This window comes from Pseudomonas sp. NY15354 (genome assembly GCF_048068075.1).
Lineage (GTDB): Bacteria > Pseudomonadota > Gammaproteobacteria > Pseudomonadales > Pseudomonadaceae > Aquipseudomonas > Aquipseudomonas guariconensis_C.
This window is the reverse complement of record NZ_JBLUPV010000003.1, coordinates 259634-272411: the sequence shown is the minus strand read 5'-3', so window position 1 is coordinate 272411 and position 12778 is coordinate 259634. Positions and strand designations below refer to the sequence as shown.

Genomic DNA, 12778 nt, shown 5'->3' with positions numbered 1-12778 from the left:
GCCATGACCTCACATTTCAACCTGTGTACCGAGCTCGATCACCCTGTTCAGCGGCAACTTGAAGTACTTCAGGTTGCTGTTGGCGTTTTTAAGCAAGAAGGCGAACAGGTGTTCGCGCCACCGCGCCATGCCGATTCGCTTGGTCGCGATGACCGTCTCGCGGCTGAGGAAATAGGTGGTTCGCATGGGGCCGAAATCCAGGTCATCGCGCTGGCATCGGCTCAGTGCCCTCGGCACGTCCGGCTCTTCCATGAAGCCAAAGTGCAGGGTCACGCGGAAGAAGCCTTCGCCGAAGGCCTCGACCTCGAATCGTTTGCTGGGGCTGACACGCGGCTCGTCTTCGGACACTACGGTCAACAGGACCACTTGCTCATGCAGGACCTGGTTGTGCAGCAAGTTGTGCAGTAGGGCGTGGGGCACCGCATCGGCCCTGGCAGTGAGAAACACCGCCGTGCCCTGTACCCGATGAGGAGGCTGGAACTGCAGGCTGGCGATGAACAGATCCAGCGGCAGGGCACTTTCGTCCAGTCGCTCGACGATGATCCGGCGGCCGCGTTTCCAGGTCGTCATCAGCACGAACAGGGCAACACCGGCGATGACCGGGAAGGCCCCGCCTTGCAGGATTTTCGGGGCATTGGCAGCAAAGTACAGGCTGTCGACCAGCAAGAAGCCCAGCAACAAGGGAACGGCCAGCCAACGTGGCGCTTTCCACAGCAACAGCACTACTGCCGAGGACAGCAACGTAGTGATCAGCATGGTCCCGGTTACCGCCACGCCATACGCGGCGGCCAGGGCGCTGGAGGATTCGAATCCGATCACCAGCAGCACAACGCCGACCATCAGTGCCCAGTTCACCATGCCGATGTAGATCTGCCCTTGTTCCTCGCTGGAGGTGTGTTGGACGAACATGCGCGGTACATAGCCCAGCTGGATCGCCTGGCGGGTGAGGGAGAAGGCGCCGGAAATCACCGCTTGCGAGGCAATGATGGTGGCGAGTGTGGCCAGCCCGACCATTGGCAGCAAGCCCCAGCCGGGCGCCAGCAGATAGAACGGGTTGCGCACGGCCTCAGGGTTACCCAGGATCAATGCGCCTTGACCGAAGTAGTTCAGCACCAACCCCGGCAGCACCAACAGGAACCAGGCCCGCGCGATGGGTTTGCGGCCAAAGTGCCCCATATCGGCGTAGAGCGCCTCCGCGCCGGTCAACGCCAGTACCACCGCACCCAGAATGGCGATACCCATGCCCGGGTGGACAACGAAGAACTGCACCGCCCAGCTGGGGTTGAGCGCCTGCAGCACCTCGGGGCGCTGCACGATGCCATGCACGCCAAGCGCCCCGAGCACCACGAACCACAGCACCATGATCGGCCCGAACAGGATGCCGATCCGCGCGGTGCCGTGTCGCTGGATCATGAACAGCGCGACCAGCACCACCACCGAAAGCGGCACCACCCAATGCTCGATGCCATCGAACGCCAGTTGCAGCCCTTCGACCGCCGACAGTACGGAAATCGCCGGCGTGATCATGCTGTCGCCATAGAACAAGGCGGCGCCGAACAGACCGAGCAAGACCAGCACCCGCCCCAGCCGCGCATAAGGCGCCGCGGCCCGGTGCGCCAGTGCCGTCAGGGCCATGATGCCGCCTTCGCCTTGGTTGTCGGCCCGCAGGACGAACAACACGTATTTGATCGAGACAACCCAGATCAACGACCAGAACACCAGCGACAGCACGCCGAGAACGCCTGCTGCATTGGCCTGGACGCCGTAATGGCCTGAGAAGACTTCTTTGAGGGTGTACAGCGGGCTGGTGCCGATGTCGCCATACACCACACCGACAGCGGCGACGAGCATGCCGATGCCTGAGGTTTTGCTGGGAAGGGTATGAGGTGCAGTGGTCGCGGTCTGGCTCACGGATGACTTCTCTGGACGGGCGGGTCGAGAGCGCGTGCCTTCCCTGTGCTGCGCGCTTGCCTGACGCCTGAACGGTCGATGCCGGCGTTACGCGTAGGCGTAATGCCGGCATCGACCGTTCAGGCAGCAAGCGCAGCCAGTATCGTTTCAAGTGCCCGGGGCGGGCGTAAAAAGAGCGTAAAAATTGCCGCCTTGGCAAGGGCTACCTGAATACATCATTCGCCGTCACACAGCCGCAAAGAACGGCAGTGCCAGGTACAGTTTGATGACGATGGCATTGATGATGTCGATGAAGAATGCCCCCACCATCGGTACCACCAAAAAGGCGATCTGCGACGGTCCAAAGCGTTGCGTCACCGCTTGCATGTTGGCAATCGCCGTGGGCGTGGCGCCCAGGCCAAAACCGCAATGGCCGGCGGCAAGAACAGCGGCATCATAGTTGCGGCCCATGATTCTGAACGTCACGAAGATCGCAAAGAGGGCCATCACCAATGCTTGTGCGGCCAGGAGAATGAAGAACGGCAATGCCAGGGCCGCCAGATCCCATAACTTCAGCGACATCAGTGCAATGGCCAGAAACAGCGACAAGCTGACATTGCCCATGACCGAAACTTCGCGTTCGAATACTTGATACAAGCCAAACATCGAAAGCCCGTTTCGTAGCAGTACACCCACGAACAAGACGCACACGAAGGTCGGTAACTCGAAGGCCGTTCCGTGGAGAAACTTATTCAACAGGGAGCCGGCCAGTAAGCTGACCGAAATCAGTGCGATGGTCTCGATCAGGGAAAAGGGCGTGATCAGGCGCTCTTTGTTAGGTTGTTCGAACCCCCGTGGCAAACGGGGTGTTTCTTGTTCGACGCCGGGTGTCTGAACACGGCCAATGAGGAGGCGTGCGACCGGACCACCAATCAAACCGCCCAAGACCAGGCCGAACGTCGCGGAGGCCAGTGCCAGTTCGGAAGCCGAGGCCAGGCCGAACTTCTCGCTGAAGGTCGCACCCCACGCAGCGCCTGTACCGTGACCGCCCGACAAGGTGATCGAACCTGCCAGCAAGCCCATCAGCGGGTCCAGCCCAAGCGCCGTGGCAAGCCCGATGCCCATGGCGTTCTGGACCACGAGCAACCCGGTGACCACCAACAGGAAGATGCCGACGACACGGCCACCTGTCTTCAGGCTGGCGAAATCGGCACTCAAACCGATGGTGGCGAAGAACGCCAGCATCAATGGTGTCTGCAGTGACGTATCGAATTGGACCTGGATGTCGAAGCTGCGCAATCCCAATAGCACCATGGCCACCAACAGACCACCGGCGACAGGTTCGGGAATATTGTAGGTGCGCAGAAAAGTGATGCGTGCAACGAGGCCTCGTCCTAGCAACAGCACCAAAGAGGCGGCGACGAGTGTCCCATAGAAATCGAGCTCAAGCATTTGATGCGTACTCTTTGTAAATTCAGAAGAATATTTACTTGGGCGCGCCATTCTAGGGACGACCATTACGCGAGTACGTAGGTTTATTCTGAAAGTTACCGGCTTATTGCGGTTATTTTTGTCGTTCTATGCGCCACCCCGGCGTTGGCAACGCGCTGTTGGGGCGTGGCGCAAGTCGTGTTCAGGCCTTGTTTGGAATCCCGTATTTGCGCAGTCGTTGGGCAATCGCGGTGTGGGAGGTTTGCAGGCGGCTGGCCAATTGGCGGGTGGAGGGATAGCTCAGGTACAGGCGCTGCAGCAGATCGCGTTCGAAGGCCTGCACTGCCTGCTCGAGGCTGGCCACTTCGCCGTCCTGGCCACGGGCCACGGCGGTGCCGGCAATGTCCAGATCGTCGATGTCCACCAGGCTCTGTTCGCTGATGGCCGCGGCGCGGAAGATCACGTTCTGCAGTTGGCGCACATTGCCGGGCCAGGGGTTGGCCAGCAGCGCCGAATGGGTGGCCGGGGCCAGGCGGCACGGCGGTCGTTGGATCTGCGTGCAGGCCTGCTGCATGAAGAAGTGCGCCAGCAGCAGGATGTCCTGGCCACGTTCGCGTAGAGGGGGAACCTGCAGGTTGAGTACGTTGAGGCGGTAGAACAGATCCTCACGAAAGCTTCCCTCGGCCACCATGCGCTCCAGGTCGCGGTGGGTGGCGCTGATGATGCGCACGTCCACTTTGATTTCCCGGTCTCCGCCGACCCTGCGAAAGCTGCCGTCACTTAGAAAACGCAGCAGCTTGGCCTGAAGATAAGGTGACATTTCGCCAATCTCGTCCAGGAACACCGTGCCCTGGTTGGCCAGTTCCATCAGCCCCGGTTTACCCCCGCGCTGTGCGCCGGTGAACGCCCCAGGGGCATAGCCGAACAGCTCGCTTTCGGCCAGGCTCTCGGGCAGGGCCGCACAGTTCAGGGCCAAGAAAGGCGCGGCATGGCGACTGCTGATGGCGTGGCAGGCACGGGCCACCAGCTCCTTGCCGGTGCCGGTCTCGCCGTGCACCAGCAGTGGCGCGTCAAGGGCCGCGACGCGCAGGGCGCGGGCCTTGAGGGTGCGGATCGCCGGGGAGTCGCCGAGCAGGGCATCGAAACCTTCGGCATGGTCATGGTGCAGGGCCGACAGGCGCTCGCCCATGCGGTTGGGCGGATAGAGCGTCAGCAGGCCCCCGGCATGGGTGATCGGCGTGGCATCGAGCAGCAGGCTCTGGCCGTTGAGCTGCATCTCGCGCATCGGCAGGTGGAAGTTGTTGTCCAGCAGGGTCTGCAGCAGCCCCGGATCATTGAACAGCTCGCCCACCGAGCGCCCGGCCGACTCGCGCCCGCACAGGGCGATCAACGCCGGGTTGGCCAGCAGTACCTTGCCCGCGCTGTCCACCGCCAGCACCGGGTCGCTCATGGCGGCGAGCAGGGCGTCGAGCTGCAGGTGGCGGCGTTGGCCGGGCAGGATGTCGACTACTTCGACCGATTGCACGCCCTGGACTTCGAACAGCGCGTCGTGGAGCTCCTCGAGCACGGCGGGGCTGAGGGTGGGGGCGTCGATGTAGACGTTCGGCGGCACCATCTCCACGGCGTCCAGGTTGAGGTTGCGGGCACCGAGCAGGGCCAGGACTTCCTGGGTGATGCCGACGCGGTCGATGAAGCTGACGTGGATGCGCATGGAGTTGAGCGGGCTGCGGCCGGGGGAGGGCGCTAGTATGCCTCAAAGGGGCCGCTGCGCGCCCCATCGCAGGACAAGCCCGCTCCTGCAAGGACTGCGCGGGCGTTGTAGGAGCGGGCTTGTCCCGCGGAGGGCTGCGCAGCAGCCCCCGGATATCGAAGTCACTCCAGATGTTCAGGCTTGATCGGGTCGCCCGATTTCACGTCCAGTTTTTCGCGAATGTCCTTGAACATCCAGTCGTAGATCTTGTGCGGCGAACCGAGGTTCTCGAACTTCTTGGGCGGCGCCAGGTAGGACTGGGCCCGACGGGACAGCTGCATGAGAAAACTGGGCAGCACCTGGTCCTTGGCCAGGAAGAATTTTTCCTCGACCGTCTTGCCCTCGATGATGCCGTGCATGTGGAACTGGATGCCTCTGCCTTCCCTGGGGTCCGATGCGGCCTCGTATTCGATGTTCAAGTCATAGCTGTGGTCATTCTTGTTCAGCGCCGTGCGCTCGATGTGGACATGACCGGGGTGGTATTGGGCCATTGGCACGCTCCTCTGGAAGGTCGAAAACAGCGGGCGTCGAACGCCCGCCTACTGCATTCAACGGTAGCTGATACCTGGCTTGGCGGTGGAAACGCGGGTGCCGGCGGTGCCCTTGACGATCTCTTCGATGTCCGACAGCGAGCCGATCACAGCCACCTTGCCGGTGTGGCGGGCGAAGTCGCAGGCCGCTTGCACCTTGGGCCCCATGGAGCCGGCGGCAAAGCCTAGGCGTTCCAGTTCGTCGGGGTGGGCCTGAGCGATGGCTTTCTGGGTCGGCTTGTTGAAATCGATGTACGCGGCGTTGACGTCGGTGGCGATCACCAGCAGGTCGGCGTCCAGCTGTTCGGCCAGCAAAGCCGAGCACAGGTCCTTGTCGATGACGGCCTCGATGCCTTTGAGCTTGCGGTTTTCATCGTACATGGTGGGGATGCCGCCCCCGCCTGCGCAGATCACGATGCTGCTCTTTTCCAGCAGCCACTTGATCGGGCGGATTTCGAAGATGCGCTTGGGTTTGGGGCTGGCCACGACACGGCGGTACTTGTCGCCGTCGGCCTTGACCACCCAGCCTTTCTCCTTGGCCAGGCGCTCGGCCTCTTCCTTGCTGTAGACCGGGCCGATGAATTTGGTCGGGTCCTGGAAGGCCGGGTCGTTGGCGTCCACTTCCACCTGGGTCAGCAAGGTGGCGAACGGTACTTCGAAGGCCAGCAGGTTGCCCAGTTCCTGTTCGATCATGTACCCGATCATGCCTTCGGTCTCGGCACCCAGCACATCCAGCGGATAGGCCTCGTCGGGTTTGTAGGACAGGCCCTGCAGCGACAGCAGGCCGACTTGCGGGCCGTTGCCGTGGGCGATGACCAGTTCGTTGCCAGGATGGATCTTGGCGATCTGCTCGGTGGCGGTGCGGATATTGGCGCGCTGGTTCTCAGCGGTCATGGGCTCGCCGCGACGCAGCAGGGCGTTGCCGCCCAATGCAACAACGATACGCATGGTGAGTGTCCTTTAAGCGAAAGAAGGGTGCGCTGCTCTCGACCGGTATCGCCGCCCCTTGTGGGAGCGGGTTTACCCGCGAAAGCGTCAGCCCATGCAACGCGGCTGGTGCTACTGACGCATTCGCGGGTAAATCCGCTCCTACAGGGATCCGGCTTGCCGAGTCAGCCTTTACAGGTCAGCCAGGGTCGACACCAGGATCGCCTTGATCGTGTGCATGCGGTTTTCCGCCTGCTCGAAGGCGATGCACGCCGGCGACTCGAACACGTCATCGGTGACTTCGATGCCGTTGGCCAGGTGCGGGTACTGTTCGGCGATCTGCTTGCCGACCTTGGTCTCGGAGTTGTGGAACGCCGGCAGGCAGTGCATGAACTTGGTGCGTGGGTTGCCGGTGGCTTTCATCAGCTCCTTGTTCACCTGATAGGGCAGCAGCAGCTTGATGCGCTCGCCCCAGGCTTCGACCGGCTCGCCCATCGACACCCAGACGTCGGTGTGGATGAAGTCGACGTCCTTGACGGCAGCCTTGGCGTCCTCGGTCAGGGTGATGCGCGCGCCGCTTTCCTCGGCGTACTGCTTGCAGCGCTGCACGAGGTCGTCATGGGGCCACAGCTCCTTGGGCGCGGCGATGCGTACGTCCATGCCGAGCTTGGCGCCGATCAGCAGCAGCGAGTTGCCCATGTTGTTGCGGGCGTCGCCCAGGTAGGCATAGCTGATGTCGTGCATAGGCTTGTCGCTGTGCTCACGCATGGTCAGCACGTCGGCGATCATCTGGGTCGGGTGATATTCGTCGGTGAGGCCGTTGAACACCGGCACGCCGGCGAACTTGGCCAGCTCCTCGACGATTTCCTGTTTGAAACCCCGGTACTCGATGGCGTCGTACATGCGGCCGAGCACGCGGGCGGTGTCCTTCATGCTCTCTTTGTGGCCGATCTGCGAGGAGTTCGGGTCGATGTAGGTGACGTTGGCGCCTTGGTCATAGGCGGCGACTTCGAAGGCGCAGCGGGTGCGGGTCGAGGTCTTTTCGAAGATCAGGGCGATGTTGTTGCCTTTGAGGTGCTGCTGCTCGGTGCCGGTGTATTTGGCGCGCTTGAGGTCGCGGGACAGGTCCAGCAGGTACTTGAGCTCACGGGTAGTGTGGTGTTCGAGGCTGAGCAGGTTGCGGTTGTGAATATTGAACGCCATGACGGTTCTCCTTGAATTCGGGGCGGCCCGGCCGTCGCCTTGTGAGGACGGCCGGGGAATGGTCGTTAGTAGTCGATTGGGTCGCGCACGATCGGGCAGGTCATGCAGTGACCGCCGCCACGGCCCCGGCCCAGCTCGCCGGCGCTGATGGTGATGACTTCAATCCCGGCTTTGCGCAGCAGGGTATTGGTGTAGGTGTTGCGGTCGTAGCCGATGACCACGCCAGGCTCGACTGCCACCACGTTGTTGCCGTCATCCCACTGTTCGCGTTCGGCGGCGAAGCTGTTGCCACCAGTCTCGACCACCCGCAGCTTGACGCCCAGCTGCTCGCCGACCACTTCGATGAACGACTTGTTCTCGCGGCGCACGTCCATGCCGTAGGGCTTGCTTTCGTCTGGGCGAATGATGAACGGCACGATCTCGCGCACCACCTCCGGGAAGACCGTGACCAGGTCGCGGTCGCAGAAGCTGAACACGGTGTCCAGGTGCATGGCTGCGCGGGATTTCGGCAGCCCGGCGACGATGACTTTCTCCACCGCGCCCTTGGCGAACAGGTTCTGCGCCAGTTGACCGATGGCCTGACGCGAGGTGCGTTCGCCCATGCCGATCAACACGATGCCCTTGCCGATCGGCATCACGTCGCCGCCTTCGAGGGTGGCCTGGCCGTGGTCTTTGTCCGGGTCGCCATACCAGACCTGGAAGTCGGCCTTGGTGAACTCGGGGTGGAACTTGTAGATGGCGGTGGTCAGCAGGGTTTCCTGGCGTCGCGCCGGCCAGTACATGGGGTTGAGGGTCACACCGCCGTAGATCCAGCACGTGGTGTCGCGGGTGAACTGGGTGTTGGGCAGCGGCGGCAGGATGAAGCTGGAGTGGCCCAGGTAGTCGTTGTACATCTTGACCACGCTGGCGCCTTCGCTTTCGGGCAGGTCCTGGCCGGCTACGCCGCCGATCAGGAACTCCGCCAGGCGACGTGGCTCAAGGCCTTCCAGCCAGCTGCGCACTTCGTTGGTCAGGCCGACACCGACAGTGTCAGGGGTGATCTTGCGATCGAGGATCCATTTGAGGGCCTCAGGGATCTGCACGATGTCGGTGAGCAGGTTGTGCATCTCCAGCACATCCACACCGCGCTCGCGCATCTTGGTGACGAAATCGAAGTGGTCGCGCTTGGCCTGGTCGACCCAGATCACGTCATCGAACAGCAGTTCGTCGCAGTTGCTCGGGGTCAGGCGCTTGTGTGCAAGGCCTGGGGCGCAAACCATCACTTTGCGCAGTTTGCCGGCTTCGGAGTGGACACCGTACTTCTGTTTTTCCGTGGACATGTTCATTCCTCCAAGAATGCGAAGACGTGGATCAAAGCGTCAGGAAGCCGTCGTAGAGTCCGTAGGCGGCCACCAGGGCGCCCACCACGACAGCGGCGAAGATCAGTTTTTCAATCGAGGTGAAGACCGGTTGGCCGACCTCGCGCTTGGCCTTGGCGAACAGGATCGCGCCAGGGGCGTAGAGCAGGGCCGAGAGCAGCAGGTATTTCACGCCGCCGGCATACAGCAGCCAGATGGCGTACAACAGGGCGATGCCGCCGATGATCAGGTCTTTCTGCCGTTCGGCCAGGGCCTGCTCGTAGGTTTCACTGCGTACCGCCAGCAGCACCGCATAGGCCGCCGACCACAGGTAGGGCACCAGGATCATCGAGGTGGCGAGGTAGATCAGCGACAGGTAGGTGCTGTTGGAGAACAGGGTGATGATCAGGAAGATCTGCACCATGGCGTTGGTCAGCCACAGGGCGTTGGCCGGTACATGGTTGGCGTTCTCGCGGCGCAGGAACTCCGGCATGGTGTGGTCCTTGGCCGCAGCGAACATGATCTCGGCGCACAGCAGTACCCAGGACAGCAGGGCGCCGAGCAGCGAGATGATCAGACCGACGCTGATCAGTACCGCGCCCCAGTGACCGACCACGTGCTCGAGCACAGCGGCCATCGATGGGTTCTGCAGCTTGGCCAGTTCCGGTTGGGTCATCACGCCCAGCGACAGCACGTTGACCAGTACCAGGAACAGCAGCACGGTGACGAAGCCGATGACCGTGGCCTTGCCCACGTCGGAGCGTTTTTCCGCCCGGGAGGAGAAGATGCTCGCGCCTTCGATGCCGATGAACACCCATACGGTGACCAGCATCATGTTGCGCACCTGGTCCATCACACTGCCCAGATCAGGGGAGCCTTCGCCCCAGATGTCGGCGGTGAAGATGTCCAGCTTGAAGGCGAACAGGCAGATCAGCGCGAACAGCGCCAGCGGCACGACCTTGGCCACGGTGGTGACCAGGTTGATGAACGCCGCTTCCTTGATGCCGCGCAGCACCAGGAAGTGCACCGCCCACAGCAGGACCGAGGCGCCGATCACCGCAGCCGGCGTGTTGCCCTCGCCGAAGATCGGGAAGAAGTAGCCCAAGGTGCTGAACAACAGCACGAAGTAGCCGACGTTGCCCAGCCATGCGCTGATCCAGTAGCCCCAGGCTGAGGAAAAGCCCATGTAGTCACCGAACCCGGCCTTGGCGTAGGCATACACCCCGCCGTCCAGATCCGGTTTGCGGTTGGCCAGGGTCTGGAACACGAAGGCGAGGGTCAACATGCCCACCGCCGTGATGGCCCAGCCGATCAATACAGCGCCGACACCGGCGCTGGCGGCCATGTTTTGCGGTAACGAGAAGATCCCGCCGCCAATCATGGAACCGACGACAAGTGCAACAAGTGCACCCAGTTTTAGTTTTCCGGGAGAATCAGACATTTAACAACTCCATGCCAGGAGAAAGTTGACCTCAGAGTAAATCCGACGCCTGTACCATGTGCTGACATGGGTCAGTTCATGGCGATGTGAAGTAGGAAAATTCCTTCACACGTGACTCCTGGAGAGTGCCGACAGCTTCTACTGCAGGCCTTGTGCGCTGGCACCTCCATGTCCTTCTAGAGCAAAAACTCCGTGTGGCCTGCGAGGTTTCAAGCTAGCCGCTTTTGGGCAATAAGCAAATTTTCGTGAAAATTCCGTCTTCACTATATTTGTCACTGACCTGCCTCATGGAAGACGCAGTATTAATGCCAAGTATATAGACGGACTCGTTATTAACGCTTTAGCCTTGATCGCTTGGTCTAATATAAGTTGGCTGCTGCTTTATAAGAATCAACATGGTGTTTCATGCGTATGACAACAGCCCAAAGGGGAGCCCTATGAGTGAACCGGGACAGAAGCTGCGCTTGGGTGCGTTGATCGCGCTGGTGGTCGGCTCGATGATCGGCGGCGGGATCTTTTCGTTGCCGCAGAACATGGCGGCGCGGGCCGATGTGGGCGCGGTGCTGATCGGCTGGGGCATCACCGCCGTGGGGATGCTGGCACTGGCCTTCGTGTTCCAGACCCTGGCCAACCGCAAGCCGGAACTGGATTCGGGGGTGTATGCCTATGCCAAGGCCGGTTTTGGCGAGTACATGGGCTTTTCCTCGGCCTGGGGCTACTGGATCAGTGCATGGCTGGGCAACGTGGGTTATTTCGTGCTGTTGTTCAGCACCCTGGGCTTTTATTACCCGGTGTTTGGCGAGGGCAACACGCCGGTGGCCATCGCGTGTGCGTCGTTGCTGCTGTGGGCGGTGCATTTCCTGGTGCTGCGCGGCATCAAGGAAGCGGCCTTCATCAACCAGGTGACCACCGTGGCCAAGGTGGTGCCGCTGCTGATCTTCATTGTCATTGCCGCATTCGCGTTCCGGGCCGATATCTTCACCCGCGACATCTGGGGCCTGAGCAATCCCAAGTTCGGCAACGTACTGGATCAAGTGCGCAACATGATGCTGGTGACCGTATTCGTGTTCATCGGCATCGAAGGCGCCAGTGTGTATTCGGGGCGGGCACTGCATCGCTCGGACGTGGGCAAGGCCACGGTGATCGGCTTTCTCGGGGTGCTGGCGCTGTTGGTACTGGTCAACGTGCTGTCGTTGGGGGTGATGACACAGCCTGAGCTGGCCAATCTGCAGAACCCCTCGCTGGCCTCGGTGCTGGAGCACATCGTCGGGCCCTGGGGGGCTTTGTTGATCAGCATTGGCCTGGCGATATCACTGCTGGGTGCGCTGTTGTCCTGGGCGCTGCTGTGCGCAGAGATCCTATTCGCCACGGCGCGGGACCAGACCATGCCGCGTTTTCTGGCGCGGGAGAACGCCAATCATGTGCCGGCCAATGCCCTGTGGCTGACCAACGTGATGATCCAGGGCTTCCTGCTGATCACATTGTTCTCGGCGGGCACCTACACCAGCCTGATTTACCTGGCGTCGTCGATGATCCTGGTGCCGTACTTCTGGTCGGCGGCCTACGCGGTGTTGCTGGCTCTTCGTGGCGAAGGTTATGCCGACCAGCCGCAGCTGCGTCGCAAGGACCTGGTGGTCGCCCTGGTGGCGCTGGTCTACGCCGTCTGGTTGTTGTATGCCGGCGGGCTCAAGTACCTGCTGCTGTCGGCGCTGCTCTATGCGCCAGGCGTCATCCTGTTCGCGCGGGCCAAGCATGAGCAGGGCAAGCCGCTGTTCACCGGTTGGGAGAAGTTGATCTTCGCGGCGGTTCTGGCTGGCGCGGGGCTGGCGGCCTATGGCTTGTATTCAGGGGTGTTGAGCTTGTGAGGGGCAGGGCGGGACAGGTCGCTCCGGCCGTGACCAGATCCACAGGTTGCCCAAGGCCATGCCACCAATGGCAAGGAACACCGGCCAGCGATGCTCGAAGAACGTCAGCATCAGCCCCGCGCACAGCAGCATGCTGAGCGTGGCGCTGACCTTGGCGCGACGCTGGATCACCTTGCCATTGCGCCAGTTGTACAGGATCGGCCCGAACAACCGATGTTGCTCCAGCCATGCGCTCAGGCGCGGTGAGCTGCGGGTCGCGGCCCAGGCGGCCAGGAGAATGAATTCGGTGGTCGGCAGGCCAGGGATGACGATCGCGACCAGGCCGATACCCAAGCTGACATAGGCCAGGATCGCGTAAAGCAGGCGGGCGAGTTTCGAGCGGGCGGGTCGGGTCATGGTCTCAC

The 12778-nt window shown here is 61.9% G+C and carries 10 protein-coding genes; 1 reads left to right on the top strand and 9 read right to left on the bottom strand.

The genetic code is table 11. The features are described 5' to 3' along the window. Window positions 1-9: 9 nt before the first annotated feature. From ACNFCH_RS04905 to arcD (ACNFCH_RS04870), 8 genes are all read right to left on the bottom strand, one after another. Entirely contained in the window at window positions 10-1911 is a 1902-nt protein-coding gene (locus ACNFCH_RS04905) for a potassium transporter Kup (RefSeq protein WP_416742366.1), read from the bottom strand. A 225-nt stretch (window positions 1912-2136) separates the two neighbouring features. Next, a complete protein-coding gene (gltS, locus tag ACNFCH_RS04900; protein ID WP_337158839.1) occupies window positions 2137-3342 on the bottom strand; it encodes a sodium/glutamate symporter in 1206 nt (401 codons plus the stop codon). Between the two features lie 181 nt (window positions 3343-3523). Then, window positions 3524-5032: a sigma-54-dependent transcriptional regulator gene (locus tag ACNFCH_RS04895; protein ID WP_070093204.1), complete on the bottom strand. Its 1509-nt coding sequence runs from the start codon at window positions 5030-5032 to the stop codon at window positions 3524-3526. Between the two features lie 161 nt (window positions 5033-5193). After that, window positions 5194-5562: a DUF5064 family protein gene (locus ACNFCH_RS04890; RefSeq protein WP_196162873.1), complete on the bottom strand. Its 369-nt coding sequence runs from the start codon at window positions 5560-5562 to the stop codon at window positions 5194-5196. A gap of 57 nt (window positions 5563-5619) precedes the next feature. After that, window positions 5620-6549 (bottom strand): carbamate kinase, encoded by a 930-nt coding sequence (arcC, locus tag ACNFCH_RS04885; protein ID WP_070093202.1) that lies wholly within the window; start codon window positions 6547-6549, stop codon window positions 5620-5622. 171 nt (window positions 6550-6720) lie between these two features. Then, a complete protein-coding gene (locus tag ACNFCH_RS04880; RefSeq protein ID WP_416742365.1) occupies window positions 6721-7731 on the bottom strand; it encodes an ornithine carbamoyltransferase in 1011 nt (336 codons plus the stop codon). 65 nt (window positions 7732-7796) lie between these two features. Next, window positions 7797-9050, bottom strand: a complete 1254-nt coding sequence (gene arcA, locus ACNFCH_RS04875) for an arginine deiminase (protein WP_196162872.1) — start codon at window positions 9048-9050, stop codon at window positions 7797-7799. 31 nt (window positions 9051-9081) lie between these two features. After that, complete coding sequence (gene arcD / locus ACNFCH_RS04870; RefSeq protein WP_337158840.1) at window positions 9082-10509, bottom strand: arginine-ornithine antiporter; 1428 nt, start codon at window positions 10507-10509, stop codon at window positions 9082-9084. Between the two features lie 437 nt (window positions 10510-10946). On the opposite strand from arcD (ACNFCH_RS04870), the gene arcD (ACNFCH_RS04865) reads away from it, so the two are divergent. Next, window positions 10947-12374 (top strand): arginine-ornithine antiporter, encoded by a 1428-nt coding sequence (gene arcD / locus ACNFCH_RS04865; RefSeq protein ID WP_337158841.1) that lies wholly within the window; start codon window positions 10947-10949, stop codon window positions 12372-12374. Here arcD (ACNFCH_RS04865) and ACNFCH_RS04860 read toward each other — a convergent pair. Next, on the bottom strand, window positions 12354-12770 hold the full coding sequence (locus ACNFCH_RS04860; protein WP_337158842.1) for a YbaN family protein: 417 nt from the start codon (window positions 12768-12770) through the stop codon (window positions 12354-12356). The two genes, arcD (ACNFCH_RS04865) and ACNFCH_RS04860, sit on opposite strands and share 21 nt — an antisense overlap. Between the last annotated feature and the right edge of the window lie 8 nt (window positions 12771-12778).